This window comes from Nocardioides lijunqiniae, assembly GCF_015024225.1.
GTDB lineage: Bacteria > Actinomycetota > Actinomycetes > Propionibacteriales > Nocardioidaceae > Nocardioides > Nocardioides lijunqiniae.
In genome coordinates this window covers 1-19,599 of record NZ_JACJGM010000040.1, presented here as the reverse complement: position 1 = coordinate 19,599, position 19,599 = coordinate 1, and the positions used below count along the sequence as shown (strand labels likewise).

Annotated in this window: 22 protein-coding genes; 10 read left to right on the top strand and 12 right to left on the bottom strand. The window is 73.7% G+C overall.

The window, feature by feature from the left end; all coding sequences use genetic code 11:
• Positions 1-6 precede the first annotated feature (6 nt).
• On the bottom strand, positions 7-471 hold the full coding sequence (locus tag IRQ30_RS20065; RefSeq protein WP_193614681.1) for a group II truncated hemoglobin: 465 nt from the start codon (positions 469-471) through the stop codon (positions 7-9).
• Between the two features lie 55 nt (positions 472-526).
• Positions 527-1,519, bottom strand: coding sequence for a TIGR03557 family F420-dependent LLM class oxidoreductase (locus IRQ30_RS20060; RefSeq protein ID WP_193614680.1), 993 nt, complete (start codon positions 1,517-1,519; stop codon positions 527-529).
• A 43-nt stretch (positions 1,520-1,562) separates the two neighbouring features.
• On the opposite strand from IRQ30_RS20060, the gene IRQ30_RS20055 reads away from it, so the two are divergent.
• Positions 1,563-2,066 carry a mycothiol transferase gene (locus tag IRQ30_RS20055; RefSeq protein WP_193614679.1) on the top strand — a complete coding sequence of 168 codons (504 nt, stop codon included), beginning with the start codon at positions 1,563-1,565 and terminating at the stop codon, positions 2,064-2,066.
• Here IRQ30_RS20055 and IRQ30_RS20050 read toward each other — a convergent pair.
• A complete protein-coding gene (locus tag IRQ30_RS20050; protein WP_193614678.1) occupies positions 2,044-3,321 on the bottom strand; it encodes an MFS transporter in 1,278 nt (425 codons plus the stop codon). The two genes, IRQ30_RS20055 and IRQ30_RS20050, sit on opposite strands and share 23 nt — an antisense overlap.
• 94 nt (positions 3,322-3,415) lie before the next feature.
• Here IRQ30_RS20050 and IRQ30_RS20045 point away from each other — a divergent pair, with 94 nt between their 5' ends.
• Positions 3,416-3,826, top strand: a complete 411-nt coding sequence (locus IRQ30_RS20045; RefSeq protein WP_193614677.1) for a hypothetical protein — start codon at positions 3,416-3,418, stop codon at positions 3,824-3,826.
• Here IRQ30_RS20045 and IRQ30_RS20040 read toward each other — a convergent pair.
• Positions 3,823-4,377, bottom strand: a complete 555-nt coding sequence (locus IRQ30_RS20040; protein ID WP_193614676.1) for a gamma carbonic anhydrase family protein — start codon at positions 4,375-4,377, stop codon at positions 3,823-3,825. The two genes, IRQ30_RS20045 and IRQ30_RS20040, sit on opposite strands and share 4 nt — an antisense overlap.
• A gap of 92 nt (positions 4,378-4,469) precedes the next feature.
• On the opposite strand from IRQ30_RS20040, the gene IRQ30_RS20035 reads away from it, so the two are divergent.
• Both IRQ30_RS20035 and IRQ30_RS20030 read left to right on the top strand, forming a co-directional pair.
• Entirely contained in the window at positions 4,470-4,691 is a 222-nt protein-coding gene (locus IRQ30_RS20035; RefSeq protein ID WP_193614675.1) for a DUF4287 domain-containing protein, read from the top strand.
• 46 nt (positions 4,692-4,737) lie between these two features.
• Entirely contained in the window at positions 4,738-5,235 is a 498-nt protein-coding gene (locus IRQ30_RS20030; RefSeq protein ID WP_193614674.1) for a DUF427 domain-containing protein, read from the top strand.
• 12 nt (positions 5,236-5,247) lie between these two features.
• On the opposite strand, the gene IRQ30_RS20025 is transcribed toward IRQ30_RS20030, so the two are convergent.
• Complete coding sequence (locus IRQ30_RS20025; protein WP_193614673.1) at positions 5,248-6,327, bottom strand: glycoside hydrolase family 6 protein; 1,080 nt, start codon at positions 6,325-6,327, stop codon at positions 5,248-5,250.
• Between the two features lie 134 nt (positions 6,328-6,461).
• On the opposite strand from IRQ30_RS20025, the gene IRQ30_RS20020 reads away from it, so the two are divergent.
• The 6 genes from IRQ30_RS20020 to IRQ30_RS19995 all read left to right on the top strand — a co-directional run bounded on the left by IRQ30_RS20020 (position 6,462) and on the right by IRQ30_RS19995 (position 12,954).
• Entirely contained in the window at positions 6,462-6,827 is a 366-nt protein-coding gene (locus tag IRQ30_RS20020; protein WP_193614672.1) for a YciI family protein, read from the top strand.
• Positions 6,824-8,068 (top strand): sigma-70 family RNA polymerase sigma factor, encoded by a 1,245-nt coding sequence (locus tag IRQ30_RS20015; protein WP_193614671.1) that lies wholly within the window; start codon positions 6,824-6,826, stop codon positions 8,066-8,068. The genes IRQ30_RS20020 and IRQ30_RS20015 overlap by 4 nt, the downstream gene beginning before the upstream one ends.
• Before the next feature lie 149 nt (positions 8,069-8,217).
• The gene (locus IRQ30_RS20010; protein WP_193614670.1) at positions 8,218-10,146 is read left to right on the top strand and encodes a M3 family metallopeptidase; all 1,929 of its coding nucleotides are present in this window, start codon (positions 8,218-8,220) and stop codon (positions 10,144-10,146) included.
• A gap of 138 nt (positions 10,147-10,284) precedes the next feature.
• Positions 10,285-11,028 carry a PadR family transcriptional regulator gene (locus IRQ30_RS20005; protein ID WP_193614669.1) on the top strand — a complete coding sequence of 248 codons (744 nt, stop codon included), beginning with the start codon at positions 10,285-10,287 and terminating at the stop codon, positions 11,026-11,028.
• A gap of 82 nt (positions 11,029-11,110) precedes the next feature.
• Positions 11,111-12,325: an acyl-CoA dehydrogenase family protein gene (locus tag IRQ30_RS20000; RefSeq protein WP_193614668.1), complete on the top strand. Its 1,215-nt coding sequence runs from the start codon at positions 11,111-11,113 to the stop codon at positions 12,323-12,325.
• Positions 12,322-12,954 carry a hypothetical protein gene (locus IRQ30_RS19995; RefSeq protein WP_193614667.1) on the top strand — a complete coding sequence of 211 codons (633 nt, stop codon included), beginning with the start codon at positions 12,322-12,324 and terminating at the stop codon, positions 12,952-12,954. The genes IRQ30_RS20000 and IRQ30_RS19995 overlap by 4 nt, the downstream gene beginning before the upstream one ends.
• Before the next feature lie 3 nt (positions 12,955-12,957).
• Here IRQ30_RS19995 and IRQ30_RS19990 read toward each other — a convergent pair whose 3' ends face one another.
• The 7 genes from IRQ30_RS19990 to IRQ30_RS19960 form a co-directional block, all read right to left on the bottom strand.
• On the bottom strand, positions 12,958-13,563 hold the full coding sequence (locus IRQ30_RS19990) for a response regulator (protein WP_193614666.1): 606 nt from the start codon (positions 13,561-13,563) through the stop codon (positions 12,958-12,960).
• Complete coding sequence (locus IRQ30_RS19985; protein ID WP_193614665.1) at positions 13,560-14,744, bottom strand: sensor histidine kinase; 1,185 nt, start codon at positions 14,742-14,744, stop codon at positions 13,560-13,562. The genes IRQ30_RS19990 and IRQ30_RS19985 overlap by 4 nt, the downstream gene beginning before the upstream one ends.
• Positions 14,745-14,795: 51 nt before the next feature.
• Entirely contained in the window at positions 14,796-15,671 is an 876-nt protein-coding gene (locus IRQ30_RS19980; RefSeq protein WP_193614664.1) for an ABC transporter permease, read from the bottom strand.
• Positions 15,668-16,651, bottom strand: a complete 984-nt coding sequence (locus IRQ30_RS19975) for an ABC transporter ATP-binding protein (RefSeq protein WP_193614663.1) — start codon at positions 16,649-16,651, stop codon at positions 15,668-15,670. Before IRQ30_RS19975 ends, IRQ30_RS19980 begins: the two co-directional genes overlap by 4 nt.
• 100 nt (positions 16,652-16,751) lie before the next feature.
• Positions 16,752-17,738 (bottom strand): LLM class flavin-dependent oxidoreductase, encoded by a 987-nt coding sequence (locus tag IRQ30_RS19970; protein ID WP_193614662.1) that lies wholly within the window; start codon positions 17,736-17,738, stop codon positions 16,752-16,754.
• Between the two features lie 33 nt (positions 17,739-17,771).
• Positions 17,772-18,710, bottom strand: coding sequence for a GNAT family N-acetyltransferase (locus IRQ30_RS19965; RefSeq protein ID WP_193614661.1), 939 nt, complete (start codon positions 18,708-18,710; stop codon positions 17,772-17,774).
• A gap of 114 nt (positions 18,711-18,824) precedes the next feature.
• The gene (locus IRQ30_RS19960; RefSeq protein ID WP_193607647.1) at positions 18,825-19,397 is read right to left on the bottom strand and encodes a YceI family protein; all 573 of its coding nucleotides are present in this window, start codon (positions 19,395-19,397) and stop codon (positions 18,825-18,827) included.
• Positions 19,398-19,599 lie beyond the last annotated feature (202 nt).

Here is a 19,599-nt window from a genome sequence, read left to right as displayed (position 1 = left end):
TGACCGTCAGGGCTGGTACGGCGGCGCGACGCCCCAACCCCAGCGCGGCACCGGCGCCTGCTCGACCACGTCGGACGCATCCTCGGCGGAGTTGTGCATCGCCAGGCGGGTCCCCCACTCGACGTACCCGACGAACGCCGCGCGGAACTCCGGGTCGCTCGGCAGTCCCGCGTCGTCGGCGGCCAGGCTCATCGTGGTCGCGAACCGCAGCCGCTGCGCGGCGGTGATCCCGAGACGGCGGTGGTGCGCGAGCATCCGCTCGTAGCCGCCGTGCTGCTCGGTGTAGTCGGCCGGGCCGCCCATCACCTCGCCCCACCACGCGGCGACGTGGGCGCGGTGCTGCTCCGACACCCCACCGGGGAAGAACGGGCTCAACTCGTCGTCGGCCTCCACGCGGTCGTAGAAGCAGTCGATGAGGCGTCGGTACGCCGGCGCCCCACCGGCCCACTCGAACAGCGTCGGCGTGCTCATGCTCCGGAGCGTACGACGGTCCGGGCCGCGCCGACAGACCCACAGTCGGACCGCCTCACGGAGCAGCGGCGCGCAGCTTCTCGAGGAGCGGGCCGGCGACGTCGGAGAGGAACGCGCGCTGGTGCTTGTCGCCCACCTGGACGAGCGCGACGTCGGTGAAGCCGGCGTCCCAGTACGCCGAGACCGCCTCGACGATCTTGTCGAGGTCGGGGCCGCACGGGATCGACTCGGCGACGTCGTCCGGGGTCACGAACTGCGTCGCCCCCGAGAAGCCCATGGGCGTGGGCAGGTCGGCGTTGACCTTCCAGCCGCCCGCGAACCACCGGAACTGCTCGTGCGCGAGCGCCTTCGCCTCCTCGACGTCCGGCGCCCAGCAGATCGGGATCTGGCCGATCGCCCGGGCGCTGCCGCCACCGCCGATGCGGGGCGCGCCGTCGACGCCGTTCCAGGTCTCGATCAGCGAGGCGTCCGGCTCGACCGCGACCAGGTGGTCCGAGACGGGCGCGAAGGTGTTGATGGCGCGGTCGCCCGCGACCGCGAGCGCGAGCTGCACCGGCGTGTCGGGCAGGTCCCAGATGCGCGCGGAGTCGACGTCGAAGTGGTTGCCGCGGTAGTCGACCAGCTCGCCGGTGAAGAGCTCGCGGATGATCTCGACGGCCTCGACCAGCTTCTCCTGCCGGGTCAGGATGCCCGGCCAGCCGCCGCCGACGACGTGCTCGTTGAGGCTCTCGCCGGAGCCCAGCCCCAGCGTGAAGCGCCCCTCCGACAGCAGCCCGAGCGTCGCAGCCTTCTGCGCGACGATCGCCGGGTGGTAGCGCTGGGTCGGGCAGGTCACGTAGGTCATCAGCCCCACGCGCGAGGTCGCCTGGGCGACGGCGCCCAGCAGCGTCCAGGCGTACGGCGCGTGGCCCTGCTCGGTCAGCCACGGCGAGAAGTGGTCGCTGGAGACCTCGAAGTCGAAGCCGACCTCCTCGGCCGCGACGGCGTACGAGACCAGCTCGCGCGGTCCGCTCTGCTCGGTCATCAGGGTGTAGCCGAAGTTCGTCATGCTGCGCCGTTACCCACTTCCGCTGCGGGCTACCGTCGACGGCATGACTCCCGCAGCCCTCCTGACCGAGCTCTTCGAGCGCGTCCTCACCAGCGCCGAGGCCGCCGTCGACGGCCTGACCGAGGACCAGCTCGCCACCCGCCCCGGTGACGGCGCCAATCCGATCGCCTGGCTGGTCTGGCACCTCGCCCGCGTCCAGGACGACCACGTCGCGACGGTCGCCGGGCTCGAGCAGGTCTACACCGCGCAGGGGTACGCCGAGCGGTTCGACCTGCCGTTCGACGTCTCCGCCATCGGCTACGGCCAGTCCCGCGAGGAGGTCGGGCAGGTGCGCGCCGACGCCGCGCTGCTGACCGACTACCTCCGCGCGGTCCACGCGCAGACCACCGGCTGGGTCGCCGGCCTGGAGGCCGACGACCTCGACCGCGTCGTCGACGAGGACTGGGACCCGCCGGTGACGCTCGGCGTGCGGCTGGCCAGCGTGGCCAACGACGACCTCCAGCACGCCGGCCAGGCGGCGTACGTCAGAGGGCTGCTGGGCGCGTGACCCGGTAGCGCACGAACGACGGCACGGCGATCGCCGCGACCACGGTCAGGACCACGACCAGGACGCCGCCGCCCGCCGCCGCCGCGGCCGTGCCGACCATGGCGGCGCTGGCCCCGTGGGCCACGTCGGCGACCCGCGGGCCGCCGGCGACGACCACGATGAAGATGCCCTGCAGCCGCCCGCGCACGGCGTCGGAGGCGGAGGTCTGCAGCATCGTGGTACGGAACGCCGACGACGCCATGTCGGCCGCGCCGCCCACGACCAGCATCCCCACGGCGGCCACCAGCATCGGCGTGCGCCACTGGCTCGACAGGGCGACGGCGAGCCCGAAGCCGCCCATGGCGACGCCCCACACGACGATGCAGACGATGACCGCCAGCCCCTGGCGCGAGACCCGCGAGACCCACCCCGAGAAGATGCCGCCGAGCACGGCGCCGGCCGGGATCGCCGCGAACAGCGCGGCGAAGGCCAGGCCGCCCTCCTCGGGACCGAGGAAGCTCTCGTGCGCGATCTGAGGGAACAGCGCACGCGGCATCCCGAAGACCATCGCGATGATGTCGACGACGAACGACATCATCAGCACCGGGTGCCCGCGCAGGTAGGTGAACCCCTCGACGACCGACCGCAGGCCGGGCGTCTGCCGCACCGCCCCGAGCACCGGCATCGGCGGCAGCCTGACGACCGCGCCCAGCGTGGCCAGCAGCGTGAACGTGTCGATCAGGTAGAGCCACTCGAAGCCGAGCACCGGGATCAGCACGCCGGCCACGAGCGGGCCGGCGATCGCGCCCGCCTGCATGACGGTGGTGTTGAGCGAGTTGGCCGCCGGCAGCAGCTCCGCCGGGACGAGCTTGGGCAGCACCGCGCTGCGCGTGGGCTGGTTGACCGCGAAGAACGCCTGCTGCACCGAGAACAGGCCGAGCAGGAGCCACACGTTCGTGCTGCCGAGCGCCGCCTGCAGGTAGAACAGCCCGCTGGTGACGATCAGCCCGATCGTGGTGATGACCAGCATGATCCGACGGTCGAACACGTCGGCGAGGGCGCCGCCCCACAGGCCGAAGACCACGAGCGGGACCAGCCCGAACAGCCCCGTGAGGCCGACGTACGCCGAGGAGCCGGTGTCGGCGTAGATCTGGGCCGGCACGGCGACGACCGTCAGCTGCGCGCCGACGACGGTGATGATGTTGGCCTGCCAGAGCCGGCGGAAGTGCGGGATGCGCAGCGGGCGCGTGTCGGCCACCAGCCCCCGGAGTTGCACCCGGCAAATCTACCCACGCCCCGCCGGCCGGCAGGACGCCGTCCGGGGACGCCGCCGTCCGGGGCGCGAGGGTCGCTGCGGCACACTGTCGGGCATGACTCGCCGATCCCTCGCGGTGCTGCCGCGTCTCCTCGTCCCTGTCGTGCTGCTCGCCCTGACCCTCGGCCTCGCGGGCCCGGCCTCGGCCGCGTCGTGGACGACGGTCCTCAAGTCCGGTGGCGCGCGGTCGCAGGCGTGCAAGGCGCCGACCGCGGACGGCAGGTACTGGAAGGTGCGCGTGCGCCTGGTCAACCGCGACGACAGGCGCTGGGAGGCCGGCTACTCGGTGACGAAGGGTGCCAAGACGCTCCAGCGCGTCACCCTGGTCGCCCGACCCGGGACGACCACCAAGGTCCGCACCCTCACCGTCCGACGCGGCAGCGGTCAGCAGCTCGGCGCCGGCATGAGCGACGGCGTCGGCGGCTTCGGCGACACCCACGTGCTCGGCGGCGTCGGTCGCTGCTAGACCTCGTCCGAGGAGACGTCGTCCGGGCCGATCTCCCGCAGGCCGGCGAGGTGGCGCTGCGCCAGCTCGGCGTAGTACGGCGGGTTCGACTGCACCCAGAACTCCGCGTCGGTGCCGGCGAGCGGCCGCTTGACCTGGGCCGGGGTGCCCGCGGCGAGCACGCCCTCGGGGATGTCCGCGCCGGGTCCCACGAGAGATCCCGCCGCCACCAGCGACCCCGCGCCCAGCCGGGCGCCGTCGAGGATCGTGCTCCCGTTGCCGAGCAGCGCCTGCTCGCCGATCACCGCGCCGTGCACGATGCACCCGTGCGCCACGGTCGCGCCGGCGCCGATCTCGACGGTCTGGTCGGGGGTGGCGTGCACGACGGAGTTGTCCTGCACGTTGGCCCCCTCGCGCACGACGATCGCGCAGATGTCGCCCCGCAGCACCGCGCCGAACCACACGCTCGCGCCGCGCTCGACGGTGACGTCGCCGATCAGCGTCGCGGTGGGCGCGACGAAGGCCTCGGGGTGGACACGCGGGCGCCTGCCCTCGAACTCGTAGAGCTTCATGGGCGTCAGGCTAGGGGCGATGAGTCCGGTGTCCGCGACGGGTCCGACCCTCATCCGCACCGACACCCCGACCTCGCCTCCAGGAGACCCGCATGACCGAGACGCCCCAGGGCCCCGCGTCGTACTTCCCGTCCATCGAGAAGAAGCACGGCCAGCCGATCGCCCACTGGAAGCAGGTGGTCCGGTCCGCGCCCGGCTACGGCGGCGAGGCCACGCACATGCAGCTGGTCGCGGTGCTCAAGGAGCAGCACGGCCTGGGCCACGGTCACGCCAACGCGATCGTCGCGCACACCCTCGCCGAGGACCGGGGCTGAGCCCGACCGGACGCCGCCCGACCACCCCTGCGCCACACTGGCGGGGATGAGACACCCCAAGCCCGACCGCGCCGGCCCCGGACAGGAGTCCGTCTGGGACTACCCGCGCCCGCCCCGCGTGGAGCCCAGCTCCGAGCACGTCGAGATCCTCCTGGGCGGCCAGGTCGTCGCCCGCAGCGACGTGTCGTGGCGGGTCCTCGAGACGAGCCACCCGCCGACGTACTACCTCCCGCGCGCGGCGTTCGCGCCCGGTGTCCTCCGCGAGGCCGAGGGCGCGACGTGGTGCGAGTGGAAGGGGCAGGCGGCCTACTTCGACCTCGTGGTCGGCAGCACCGTGGCCGCGCGGGCGGCCTGGACCTACCCCGACCCGAGCGCCGGCTTCGAGGTCATCGCCGACGCGGTCGCGGTGACGCCGCTGCTCGTCGAGCAGTGCACGGTCGACGGCGAGGCGGTCACGCCCCAGCCGGGCGGGTTCTACGGCGGGTGGATCACCAGCCGCGTGGCCGGGCCCTTCAAGGGCGGGCCCGGCACCCACGGCTGGTGAGCGCCGCGGTGGTCAGCAGCCGTTGCCCTCGCCCCGGCCGAGCAGCCGGTCGGCCAGCAGGTCGCACCAGCGACCGGCCGCCGGGCCGCCGTTGGTCGTGCCGTCGGACTCGCCGGGGTTCTTCACCCACAGCGTGCCGTCGAAGGCGCCCTGGAAGGCCAGGCGCGGACGCGTGCCGAGGCGGGCCCAGGTCGGGTTGATGACGTCGCCGGCGACCGGCTGGGACGCGCCGTTGCGCGAGGTGTCGACGACGTAGCGCGTGCCGCGGACGCCGAGGGCGCGCAGCTGGCGCACCATCAGCGTGGCGTAGGCCTTCTCGTCGGCCAGCGGGCGGAAGTTGGCGACGTTGGTGCTGATGCCGCGGGCGTAGGCGACGCCGGCGCTCTTGAGCATGGCCGGGCGGGTGTCGTACGGCGTGTAGTTGGAGTGGCCGGCGTCGAGGTAGACCCACGCGCCGGCGCGGGTCAGCGTGCGGGTGGCGAAGCGCAGCGACGCGAGGCGGTCGCGGGGGCTGGCGCAGCTGGCCTGGCCGTACTGGGCGATGGCGTCCGGCTCCAGGACCACGATCGGCTTGCTGCCGCGCACGGCGCGGATACCGCGGGCGAACGCCGTCACCCAGCGGCGGTAGGCCTTCGCGTTGGCCACCCCGCCGGAGGAGTACTGCCCGCAGTCGCGGTGCGGGATCGCGTAGACGACCATCGTCGCGGTGCGCCGGGCGCGCGTCGAGCGGGTGAGGTGGCCGCGCACCGCCGCGGTGATCCTGCGCTGGGGGTAGGCCTCGTTGGTGAACCACCGGGCCGCGGGACGCCGGCCGATGGCGGCGTACGCGGCGCCCTGCCGGGCCGCCGACGACTTCGGGTCGCGGTAGAGGGCGCGCGTCCTGCGGGGGTCGCGGGCGCGGGCCGCCGCCGTCGTCCGGACAGGCGTGGCAGCGGGGGTGGCGGCCGTGGTGTTCTCGGCGGCCGCGGGGACCGCCCGCTCCGCCCGGGCCGACGTGCCGGCGCCGGCGAGGAGGCCTGCCGTGAGCGCGAGCGCGGTGAGGACGGTGCCGGGGCGCAGCCACGCGCCGCGTCGGGAGGAGGAAGAGGTCACGGTGAAGGATAGGCGCCGCGAGCACGATCGGCCGATACGGCGTTTCTGGCAGGGTGGTGTCGTAGCTGCCCTGCCTCGTTCGTAGAGGCAGTGAGAGGCGGGCGACGCCCGCCACCGCACCCAGGAGGAACCCCATGACCCAGTACCTGCTCTCCGTCCACGGCAACGTCGACGAGGACGCCGCCGAGACCCGCTCGATGGAGGACTTCCAGCCGATCTTCGAGGCGGTGGAGCGCTTCAACGAGCGGCTGCGCACCGAGGGCGCGTGGGTGTTCGCGGGCGGTCTCCAGCAGATCGACCAGGCGACCACGGTCGACAACACCGGCGACGCGCCGGTCGTGACCGACGGCCCCTACGTCGAGAGCAAGGAGTACCTCGGCGGCTTCTGGGTCATCGAGGCGGCCGACCACGACGCCGCGCTCGCCTGGGCGATCGAGGGCTCGAAGGCCTGCCAGGGCAAGGTCGAGATCCGTCCCTTCCAGGACGAGCCGGAGGCGTGAGCGAGGCGCCCGACGGCACCGCCCACGACGCGATCGAGCGGATCTTCCGCGAGGAGTACGGCCGCGTCGTGGCCTCCCTCGTCCGTCGCCTCGGCGGCATCGACGCCGCCGAGGAGGCCGCGGGCGAGGCGCTCGTGGTGGCGCTCGAGCGATGGCCCGTGGACGGCACCCCGCCCAACCCGGGCGCCTGGCTGACCACCACCGCGGCCCGCAAGGGCATCGACCGCATCCGTCGGGAGCAGCGACGCGACGCCAAGCACCAGGCGGCTCTGATGATCCAGGACGACACGCCCCACGAGCCCACGGGCGTCGTGGAGGACGACCGGCTGCGGCTGGTCTTCACCTGCTGCCACCCCGCCCTCGCCCCCGAGGCGCGGGTGGCCCTGACGCTGCGGCTCCTCGGCGGGCTGACCGTCGCCGAGATCGCCCAGGCGTTCCTCGTCCCGGAGACGACGATGGCGCAGCGGATCACCCGCGCCAAGGCCAAGATCCGCGACGCCGGCATCCCGTTCCGGGTGCCGGGCGCCGAGGACCTCCCGGCCCGGGTCTCCGCGGTGATGGCGGTGGTCTACCTCGTCTTCAACGAGGGCTACCTGTCCGGCTCCGCCGAGACCCCGATCCGCGACGAGCTGACCGGTGAGGCCATCCGGCTCGGCCGCCTGCTGCACCGGCTGCTGCCGACGGTGCCCGAGGTCACCGGGCTGCTCGCGCTGATGCTGCTCATCGAGGCCCGTCGTCCCTCGAGGCTGGCCGGCGGCGAGCTGGTGCCGCTGCCCGAGCAGGACCGCGGCGGCTGGGACCGCGCCCTGGTCGCCGAGGGCCACGCGCTGGTGCGCGAGTGCCTGGCCGTCGGTCGGCCGGGGCGCTACCAGCTGCTGGCCGCCGTCAACGCCGTGCACACCGACGCCCCCACCGCCTCCGACACCGACTGGTCCCAGATCGCCACGCTCTACGACCAGCTCTACGCGCTCGACCCGAGCCCGCTGGTCGCGCTGAACCGCGCGGTGGTCGTCGCCGAGCTCGACGGCCCCGAGGTCGCGCTCGCCGAGGTCGACCGCCTGCCCTCGCGGCAGCCCGCCCTGGCGACGTACCACGCCTTCCACGCCACCCGTGCCGACCTGCTGCGCCGCCTCGGCCGCTCGGCCGACGCGCGGGCGGCGTACGACGCGGCGCTGGACGCCACCGCCAACCCCGCCGAGCGCGCCTACCTCACCCGCCGCCGCGACCAGCTCGCCGGCTGACCGCCCCCGGTGGTTGAGGAAGGACGAAGTCCTGTCTCGAAACCCCGGTCGGCTCACGAGGTTTCGAGACAGGCGCTGTGCGCCTTCCTCAACCCACGGGGGATCGAAACCACCTCGAACGGGCGAGGCGCGCGTGGCAGGCTGGGCGGGTGAGCCTTCGCCCCCTGGACCTGCCCGCCGCCGACGCCGCCCACGACTGGGTGCGGACCCGCGCGGAGGAGGGGTTGGCAGGCGCGCGCGAGCTCGTGCAGCGGCTGCGGGACACGCCGCCGACCGACGCCCTCGACGCGCTGCGCCAGTGGGACGAGGTCAGCCTCCAGCTGAGCAACGTCGCCGCGATGGGCTCGCTGCTGTCGAACGTGCACCCGCTCGAGGACGTCCGCGACGCCGCGGAGACCGCCGAGCAGGACGTGCAGCGGCTGGTGACCGAGCTGAGCCTGGACCGCGGGCTCTACGACGTGTTCGCCGGGCTGGACGCGTCCGGCCTGGACGAGCAGGCCACCCGGCTGCTCACCAAGGTCCTCGACGACTTCCGCCGCTCGGGCGTCGACCGTGACGACGAGACCCGCGCCCGGATCGCCGCGATCAACGAGCGCGTGACCGAGCTCGACCAGGAGTTCGGCAAGGTCGTGCGCGACGACGTCCGCACCGTGCGGGTGGCGCCCGAGCGGCTCGACGGGCTGCCGGCCGACTGGCTCGAGGCGCACCCCGCCGACGACGACGGGCTGGTCACGGTCACGACCGACTACCCCGACGTGGTGCCGGTGCGGATGTTCGCGCACGACGCCGACGTGCGCCGCGAGCTGACGATGGCCTTCCTCAACCGCGGCTGGCCGGAGAGCGACGCGCTGCTGAAGGAGATGTTCGCGCTGCGCCACGAGCTCGCGACGCTGGTCGGCTACGACGACTGGGCCTCCTACGACGCCGACGTGAAGATGATCGGCACCGGCCCCGCGATCCCCGAGTTCATCGAGCGGATCGCCGCCGCGGCCGAGGAGCCGATGCGCCGCGACCTCACGATCCTGCTCGACCGGTTCCGCCAGGACCACCCCGACGCGACGGCGATCACCGGCGCCGACGCCACCTACTACGAGGAGCTGGTCCGCAAGGAGCAGCTCCAGGTCGACGCCCAGCAGGTCCGCACCTACTTCGCGTTCGACAAGGTGCGCCAGGGGCTGCTCCACGTGACCGGACGGCTCTTCGGGCTGCGCTACGAGGAGGTCGCGGACGCCACGCTGTGGGCCGACGACGTGACGGCGTACGACGTGTTCGACGCCGCCGAGGGCGACGCCGCGGACTCCTTCGGCCGGATCTACCTCGACCTGCACCCGCGCGAGGGCAAGTACAAGCACGCGGCGCAGTTCACCCTCACCGAGGGCGTCGGCGGCCGGCAGCTGTCCGAGGGCGTGCTGGTGTGCAACTTCTCGCGCGGGCTGATGGAGCACGACCACGTCGTGACGCTCTTCCACGAGTTCGGCCACCTGGTCCACCACGTGCTCGGCGGTCGCGGGCGGTGGACCCGCTTCGCCGGCGTCAGCACCGAGTGGGACTTCGTCGAGGCCCCCAGCCAGATGCTCGAGGAGTGGGCCTGGGACGCCGACGTGCTGAGGACGTTCGCGACCGACGAGTCCGGCGAGCCGATCCCGGCCGACCTGGTGGGGCGGATGCGCCGCGGCGACGACTTCGGCAAGGGCTATCTCGCGCGCCAGCAGATGTTCTACGCCTCGATGTCCTACTGGTTCCACCAGGAGCGCCCCGACGACCTCACCGCGAAGACCCGCCAGCTGCAGGAGAGGTACGCGCCGTTCCCCTACATCGAGGGCACCCACATGTTCGCCAGCTTCGGCCACCTCGGCGGCTACAGCTCGGCCTACTACACCTACATGTGGTCGCTGGTCATCGCCAAGGACCTCTTCAGCGCCTTCGACCCCGAGGACCTCTTCGACACCGAGACGGCCGCCCGCTACCGCGACCGCGTGCTCGCCCCCGGCGGCAGCAAGGACGCCGCCGACCTCGTCGCCGACTTCCTCGGCCGCCCCTACACCTTCGACGCCTACGCCGCCTGGCTCGCCCGCTGAGGGTCCTCACCGGGCTGCACACGGCGACCCCTTGTGCGGGTCCTCCTTCCGGCGTACAGTAACGATATATCGCGAACAGTCGCCGACAGTCATACGGACGTCAGGCAGACCGCGATCCGACACGGAAGGAGTTGCGACATGGGACACCCCCGACGCAACCGACACGAACGACGCAACGACGGCTTCAACGGCGAGTGGGCCGACGGGCCGCAGAGCCCCTGGCAGCAGCACCGCGGACGCGGCCACGGCGGACCCGGAGGCCCCGAGGGCCACCGCGGCGGCTGGGCCGGCGGAGGCTGGGGCGGCGGCCGCTCCGGCCACCAGGGCCCGCCCTGGCTGGCCGGCCTCTTCGGGCTCGGCGAGCCCGACGAGCGCCGCCGCGGCCCCCGCGTACGCCGCGGGGACGTGCGCTCCGCGATCCTCGACGTGCTCCGCGAGGCCGGCCTGGCCGAGGAGCCCGTCAACGGCTACCAGGTCATCCAGGCCATCGCCGAGAAGAGCAACGACGCCTGGCGCCCGAGCCCGGGATCGGTCTACCCGACCATCCAGCAGCTCGAGGACGAGGGCCTGGTCGAGGCCGACGACGAGCGCGGTCGCCGCAGCCTGCGGCTCACCGCCGAGGGCGCGACGTACGTCGCCGAGCACGCCGACGAGCTCACCGCGGTCTGGGCCCCGTTCACCCGCGAGCAGCCCGACGGCGCCGAGTCCGGCTCGGCGGACATCAAGTCCGAGATCGGGCAGGTCATGGGCGCGGTCTGGCAGATCGTCAGCTCCGGCTCCGAGAGCCAGCGCAGCGCGGCGGTCGGCGTCCTCGTCGACACCCGCCGCAAGCTCTACGGGATCCTCGCCGACGGCACCGACCCGGAGACCCCGGCCGAGTGACCGCCACCCGCTGACCGCACGACCCGCCGGCCCGTCCGAGATCCTCGGCGGGCCGGCGGCGCGCTTGGCTACTCTCGGGTAGGTGACGACACCCTCCTTCGAGCTCGGCCCCGACCACGTCGAGCTCCGCGACTGGCTCCACACCTTCGCCGCCGACGTCATCCGCCCCGCCGCCCACGAGTGGGACGAGCGGGAGGAGTTCCCCTGGCCGGTCCTCGAGGAGGCGGCCACGGCCGGCATCTACTCCCTGGACTTCTTCGCCACCCAGAGCTTCGACGAGACCGGCCTCGGCATCCCGGTCGCGATGGAGGAGCTGTTCTGGGGCGACGCCGGCATCGGCCTGGCCATCTGCGGTACGGCGCTCGCCGCGGCCGGGGTGCGCGCCAACGGCACCGACGAGCAGGTCGGCGAGTGGGTGCCGCAGATGTTCGGCGAGCCCGGCGACCTCAAGCTCGGCGCCTTCTGCTCCTCCGAGCCCGACGCCGGCAGCGACGTCGGCGCCATGCGCACCCGCGCCCGCTACGACGAGGCCACCGACGAGTGGGTCATCACCGGCACCAAGACCTGGGCCACCAACGGCGGCCTGGCCGACGTCCACGTCGTGACCGCGGTCGTCGACCCCGACCTGCGCACCCGCGGGCAGGCCAGCTTCGTGGTGCCGCCGGGCACCAAGGGCCTCAGCCAGGGCCAGAAGTTCGCCAAGCACGGCATCCGCGCGTCCCACACCGCCGAGGTCGTCCTCGACGACGTGCGGGTGCCCGGCCGCTGCCTGCTCGGCGGCAAGGAGAGGCTCGACGCCCGCCTGGCCAAGGCGCGCCACGGCGCGAGCTCGTCCGGCAACGCGTCCATGGCGACGTTCGAGCGCACCCGTCCCGCGGTCGGCGCGCAGGCGATCGGCATCGCGCGGGCGGCGTACGAGGTGGCGCTGGACTACGCGCGGACCCGCGAGCAGTTCGGCAAGCCGATCATCGAGAACCAGGCGATCGCGTTCATGCTCGCCGACATGGCCACCTCCATCGAGGCGTCGCGGCTGCTCGTGTGGCGCGCGGCCTGGATGGCCCGGCAGGGCAGGCGGTTCGAGAAGGCCGAGGGCTCGATGTCCAAGCTGTTCGCGGGCGAGACCGCAGTGCGGGTCACGGAGCGCGCCATGCAGATCCTCGGGGGCAACGGCTTCACCCGGGAGTACCCCGTCGAGCGGATGGCGCGCGACGCCAAGATCTACACGATCTTCGAGGGGACCTCCGAGATCCAGCGCCTCGTCATCGCGCGCACGGTCTCGGGCGCCCCGATCCGATGACCCGCCGGGGCGAGCGGCGCGAGCGCCGTCGCTTCCGCGGGTCCATCTCGGGGCTCGGCAGCACGAGCGGTGTCCGCGTGGTCGTGGGGCACTGGCCGGAGTCGCCGTACGGCTCCTTCTCCGACGCCATGGTCGAGCTGCCCGGCGGGCACCGCGTGCTGGTCGCGCCGACCGAGGAGGTGGCCGACTTCGTGGCCACGACCTACGTGTTCGACGAGGTCCGCGTCGAGCCGGTGGAGGTGGACGTGGAAGGCGACCGCCGGCGGCTGCGGTCGGCGTCGCTCGCGCTCGACTGGTCGACCGGACGACGCACCTGGCTCGGACTGCTGGTCCGGTGCGTGCCGCGGGTCGTCGCGCAGGCGCCGTGGTTCTCCGCGCTGACCGACCCGGTCGCCCGGGTGCTGGTGCGCGGGGTGCGCACGCGAGGGACGGCCGGCGGCGACCGCCGCGAGTGGTACGGCGCGACCGACAACCGCGCGGTCGTCTCGCTCACCGGCGCCTACGACGGTCGCGACCTCGGGGCGCTCGCGCCGCTCGACCCGCCCCCGCGGTTCGGCTTCTCCTCGACCCCGCGCCGACCGTCGGTCACCACCGTCACGACCACCGTCGAGGTCGGCGACGGCCGCTGAGGCTCAGATCCAGCCGAGCCGACGCGCCTTGACGAAGGCCTCGTGCCGGTTGGCGGCGCCGAGCTTGGCGACGGCGTTGGAGAGGTAGTTGCGGGTGGTGCCCGGCGAGAGCGAGGCGCGCTGGGCGATCTCCTCGATGCTCGCCCCGTCGGCGGCCAGCTCGAGGACGTCCGCCTCGCGCGGGGTCAGCGGGCAGTCGCCGGCCCCGATGGCCTCCGCGGCCAGCTCGGGGTCGACGTACCGGCCCCCGGAGTGCACCTGGCGCACGACGTCGGCCAGCGTGGCCGCCGACGTCGTCTTGGGCAGGAAGCCTCGGACCCCGGCGGTGAGCGCCCGCTTGAGGTGGCCGGGCCGGCCGTGGCTGGTCACGATGACGACCCGGCAGCCGGGCAGCTCGGTGGCCAGCCGCTCCGCGACGGCGATCCCGTCGGGCTCGGGCATCTGCAGGTCCAGGATCGCCACGTCCACCTGCGCCTTCACGGCGGCGGCGAGCGCCTCGGCGCCGCTCGCGGCCTCGGCCACGACCTCCAGGTCGTCCTCCAGGCCGAGCAGCTGCGCCAGGGCCGTGCGGATCAGGTGCTCGTCGTCGGCGACGAGGAGGCGGATCACGACGGCGCCCCCGTCAGCGCGGGCGCCGGCATCCGCACGCGCACGGCGAACGACGGCGGGTCGTGCTCGACCTCCACCGTCGCTCCCCGCGGGGCGAGCCGGGCCCGCAGCCCGGACAGCCCGCTGCCGTCGGTGCCGGCGTCGCCGACCGGCCCGCCGGCGCCGTCGTTGCGGACCTCCAGGACGTCGCCGGCGTACGAGATCGCGACGGTCGTGGCGCTGGAGTGGCGCAGGACGTTGGTGACCGCCTCGCGCACGACCCAGGCGGCCGGCTCGTGCCACGACGGGTCGAGACCCTCGACGTCCACCTGGGCGCCGATGCCGGCGGAGCGCAGCAGCGAGCGGGCTCCCTCGAGCTCCTGGCCCAGGTCGGTGGGGCGGTAGCCGCGGGCGAGCTCGCGGGCCTCGCGCAGGGCCTCGTGGGCGATGCCGCGCACCTCGAGCATCCGGGGCGCGGCGCGCTCGTCGCCCCGACCGGCGAGCGTGGCGGCCAGCTCGGCCTGCACCGCGATCGTCGAGAGCCGCCGTCCGAGCACGTCGTGCACGTCGCGGGAGAAGCGCAGGCGCTCCTCGGCCACGGCCAGCGCGCTCTGGGCGGTGCGGGCGGCGTCGAGCTCGGTGACGACGCCCAGCAGCCACAGCGACACCCGGCACGTGAAGAGGAAGAAGGCCCCGGTGACGAGCCCGTAGGCGAAGGCCCACCACTCGGTGGTGACGACGGCCGGCAGCACGGTCAGGACCGCGAGCAGGACCGCGCTCGGGATCCGGCCGCGCAGCCCGCCGAGCGACCAGGCGAGCACGACCCAGATGCCGGCCCCTGCTGCGCTGCGGAGGTCGCCGGCCCAGGTGACCACGACCGCCACGGCGACGGCGCAGGCCGCCAGGAGCGGCCCGACCTGCCGCCAGGGGAGGGGGCCCTCGGCGGGGTACAGGTCGGCCACGGCGGTGAGCGCGCGGGTGCCGAGGAGACCGAGGACCAGCGCCGCGGCGAGGACCGCGACCAGCCGCGGGGTGACCTCGTCGGCCTCGGGCAGGGCGCCGACGAGGGTGAAGGCCAGCGAGGCCCAGAGCAGCAGGTACAGCGACTGGCGGGTGTAGACGTCGACGCGCTCGACCTCGCTCAGGTCGGACCAGCTGCGCCAGGGCCATCCCCGCGCGCCGCCCTGCCGCGTGCCTGCCATCGTGCTCCCCTCCCGCTGCTGGTGCCGCCCGTGGCCGTCAGCCTACGGAGATCAGGTGCGGGGCTCCCAGCGCAGCGAGCGGGCGGCGAGCCAGACGGCCACCGCCGTCCACCCCAGCAGCACCAGGATCGGCTCCCCGGCCGCGGCCCAGCTGTCGACGAAGCCGACGCTGCGTGCGCCGTCCTCCCCGAACCACGAGACGTCGACCAGCTCCCGGAGCGCACCGGTGGGGGTGCGCTCGACGATCTCGGCGAAGCGCTCCGGGAACGCCGCCGACATGGTGCCGACGACGGCCAGCGCGATGACCGGCAGGCTCGTCATCTGCGCCGACTCGGCTGTCTTGGTCCAGGCCGCGGTCCAGAACGCGAACGCCACGAACATCGCCGAGGAGACCAGCATGCCGAGCAGGTAGAGCGGCGCGTTGGCCGGCGTCGGCAGGCCGCCGACGAGGCCGACCACGAGCGTCAGGACGGAGAGGACGACGGCGATCACGACCCCGGGCAGGGACAGCGCGACCACGAGCTCGGAGTCGCGCGTCTCGCCGGTGCGCAGCCGCTTGAGCACGAGCTCGTCGCGGCGCGAGACCACCAGCGAGAGGATGTTGTAGTAGACGGGGAAGAGCAGGGCGGTCAGCAGCGCGCTGGTGACCGCCCTGGCGCCGATCGCGGTGTCGCCGCGCTCACCGGTGAGGAGCAGCAGCAGGGGCAGCAGCGGCAGGACCAGGCCGTAGAGCAGCGTAAGCCGGTTGCGCGTCATCAGCAGCACGTTCGCGCGCGCCAGGCCGGCGACCCGCCGCCACGACACGGCGTACCGGCCCGGCTCGGTGGTCTCCGACGGGTCCGACGGGGCCGACGAGGCCGAGGAGGCCGAGGAGGCCGACGGGTCCGGGGCGGCGGGCGGGGTGGTCGAGGGCGTGGAGGTGCTCATCGGGTGCTTCCTTCCTGGTCGGCCACCGCGAGGAAGACCGACTCGAGGGTGGCGGTGCGGGCGGACAGGTCGGCGAGGCGGACGCCGTGGCCGTCGGCCCAGGTCAGCAGCGCGGTCAGCGTGCGCTGGAGGTCGTCGGTCTCGACGACGGTGAGGCCGCGCTCGGTGGTGGCCGTGCCGAGCAGGTCGGGCAGGGCCCGGTCGGGGGTGGTGAAGCGGACGACGGAGGGGTGCCCCTCGACGATCTGCGGCACGGTCCCGCGGCGCACGATGCGCCCCTCGTGCATGATGGCGAGCTCGTCGGCCAGCGCCTCGGCCTCGTCGAGGTAGTGGGTGGTGAGCAGCACGGTCGTGCCGCCGTCGCGCAGGCCGCGGATCAGCGACCACACGTCGCGCCGGCTCTCGGGATCCAGGCCCGTGGTCGGCTCGTCCAGCAGCACGACGTCGGGGTCGCCCATCAGCGTGCAGGCCAGGTCGAGGCGCCGCTGCTCGCCGCCGGAGAGGCCGACGACGCGGGTGTCGGCCCGCCCGGTGAGCCGCAGCGCGTCGAGCATGTCCGCGACCGGCCGCGGCCGGCTGAGCGTGCTGTGCCACATCTGCAGGGTCTCCAGGACGCTGAGGTCGCCGGAGAAGCCGCTGCGCTGCAGGAGGATCCCCAGGCGGCGGCGCACGGCGGCCCGGTCGGCGACGGGGTCCAGGCCGAGCACCCGGACCTCGCCGGCGCTGGGCCGGCCCAGCCCCTCGATCAGCTCCATCGTGGAGGTCTTGCCGGCGCCGTTCGTGCCGAGCAGGGCGCTCACGGTGCCGGCCTCGACGTCGAGGTCGACGCCGCGCACGGCCTCGAAGGCCTGCTTGCCGGAGCCGTAGGTGCGTCGCAGGTCGCGCACGAGGATCGCGGGCTCGTCGGCGACGGAGCCGGACGGACGGCTGGTTCGTGGGCCGGGGCGTGGGCCGGGTCGCGAGGAGGTCGTGGTGTCCATGCCTCCACGGTGCCGCGCCGCGAGCGCCCGCGGCAGTGCGCGCCGTCATCGGTCTGCCGTGCTCGCACACCCCTTCCCCATGACATCCGTCATGGGAGGCTCAGCCGGCCAGCGCGGGTCGCACCACCTCGCTGATCAGGCGCACGCTCTCCCACGACGGCTCGGCGGGCAGCCCGCCGCACGCAGGATGGCTGGTGACCAGCCGGATCTCCTTGCTGCGGCAGCGCTCGACGAGCTGGTCGGCGGTCAGCACGACGTACACCCCGGCCTTGCGCATCTCCTCGACGCTGGCGGAGTCGTCCTGCACGTAGGAGCGCTGGTCGGTGCCGCGCCAGGCGGCGTAGCCGGTCGCGTCGGCGAGCAGGTGGTGGCCGTACGTCGCCCAGAACTCGTCGGGGTCGTCGGCGCAGAAGACGTTGGCCGGACCGCGTGGCGAGCGCAGAACGAGCCCGGGCTCCCGGCCGTGTGAGCGGCACGCCTCCTCGTAGGCCGCGTGCAGCTCCGGGTCGCCGTGCTGGGGGGCGAAGTGCAGGCCGAGCCGCGCCGCGCGACGGGCCGCGGCGAGCGAGCCGCCGCCGTAGAACAGGACGGGGTGCGGCTGGGAGTACGGCGCGGGCGTCACCCGCACCGTGCGGCCCTCGTGCTCGAACGCCTCGCCGCGCCAGGCCCGCTGCAGCACCAGGATCGCGGCCTCGAGGTCGGCGCCGCGGGTCGACCAGGGCCGGCCGAGGTGCTCGTACTCCTCGGGCCGGTAGCCCAGGCCGATCGTGTAGCTGACCCGCCCGCGGGAGAGGTGGTCGAGCACCGCGATGTCCTCGGCGAGGCGGACCGGGTCGTAGAGGTTGGCCAACAAGGCCGAGATCGTGATCGGCACCCGGCTGGTCACCGCCGCGACGGCCGCCGCGACCGGGATCGGGCTCGGGAGGTAGCCGTCGTCGGAGGCGTGGTGCTCGGAGAGCATGATCGCGTCCTCGCCGTGCTCGTCGATGTAGGCCGCCTGCTCGATCGCGCGCCCGAAGATCTCCTGGCGGGTCGCCGGGTCGGCGCCCGGGGCGCGGAAGTCGTAGCGGGTGACGAAGTGGGCCATGCGGCTCACCCTGGCAGAGAAGTGGAACAGGTTCTAGGTAGCCGCGGCGAGCGTGACGGCGCGGTTGACCCACACCGAGGTCACCTCCATGCCGACCTTCTCGTAGAGCCCGAGCGCGCCGGTGCGCGAGTCCGTCGACAGCGTCGACCGCGCCGCACCGTGCTCCCGCGCCGCCGCGAAGGCGTCGACCAGCAGCGCCTGCGCCAGCCCGCGGCCGCGCTGGTCGCGCCGCGTCGCCAGCCGGTCGACGTACCCCTCGCGGGCGGAGCCCTCCCCGGTGAGGTGGATCAGCGCGATCGCCACGATGTCGCCGTCGGGATCGGTGACCACCCGCAGGTTCCAGGGCTCGAAACCCGGTCGCAGCGGTACGCCGGCGCGCCAGTCCTCGAACGGCTCCCGCTCCCGCTCCGACCACTCGAGGAACGCGTCCTCCTGCACGGTCCAGACCGCCTCGTGGTCGGCCTCGGTGGCCTCGCGCAGCGCGTAGTCGTCGGGGAGCCGGCGCTCGGGCACGGTCCTGCCGTCGGGCAGCTCGAGGACCCAGCTGGTCCACCGCACGTGGTAGCCCAACGCCTCGAGCAGCCGGTCGGCCGGCGAGCCCTGCGGCACCGGCATGCCGACGACGGGCTTGCCCTGCGCCCGCGCGAGGTCCTGCATCCACCGGGCCAGGGCGGTGCCGATCCCGCGCCCGCGGTGGTCGGGGTGCACGGCCGCGTCGCCGCGGTCGCCGCCGGTGATCTCGGCGTACCCGACCAGCCGGTCGTCGTGCAGGACGCCGACGGAGGTCTGCGTGACGTCGTAGGAGGGGCGCTGCCAGTCGGCGACGATGTCGGCCTCCTCGATCACGACCTCGCCGACGTCGTGCAGCTCCTGCGCGGCCATCACCGCGGTCACCGCGGCGGCGTCGTCGAGGCGGAGCGGTCGGGAGGTGTAGCCCTCGGGCAGGCCGGTGATCTCGGGTCGTGCGTGCATGGCGGCATTCAAGCGGCGACCGGGTCGCCCCGGCACCCGATTTTCCGTCGGGGCGTCCCCGAAATGCGCACTGACCCGCCAGGCGTACCTGGCGGGTCAGTGGGAGGTGGTGCGTCAGCCGGCGTTCTGGATGGCCGAGATGTCGAGCTCGAGCTTGATCTTGTCGGAGACGAGGACGCCGCCGGTCTCGAGGGCGGCGTTCCAGGTCAGGTCGAAGTCCTTGCGGTTGAGGGTCGTGGAGCCCTCGAAGCCGACGCGGAGGTTGCCGAACGGGTCGCGGGCCGAGCCGGTCTCCTCGAACTCGATCGTGACGGGCTTGGTGGTGCCCTTGATCGTCAGGTCGCCGGCGATGGTCCAGTCGGAGCCGTCGCGGGAGACGTTCGTGGAGGCGAAGGTGATCTCGGGGTTGTTCTCGGCGTCGAAGAAGTCGGCGGAGACCAGGTGGCCGTCGCGGTCGGGGCTGCCGGTGGTGACGCTGGCGGTCTTGATCGTGAGCGAGACGTTCGACGCGGCCGGGTTGGCGGTGTCGATGTGGGCGGTGCCGCCGAAGTCGCCGAAGTGGCCGCGGACCTTGGTCACCATCGCGTGGCGCGCGACGAAGCCGAGGCGCGAGTGGCTCGCGTCGATGGTGTAGTCGCCGGCGATGTCGTCGATGACGGTGGTGCTGGGGTCGAAGTCGCTGCTCATGGGGATCTCCTCTGGTCGGGTGGTTGAAGTGTCAACGATGGTGCAAACGGACTCGCGTCCGCTTTCATTCCCGATGTCGTGGGGCAATCGGTCGCGGGGGAGCGCTGAGCGGCGGTGAGTTTCGCCGGTCGACCGGCGAAACTCACCCTGGACCGACGAAGTTTCAGCGGTCAAGGTCCAGATTCGCCGGTCGACCGGCGAA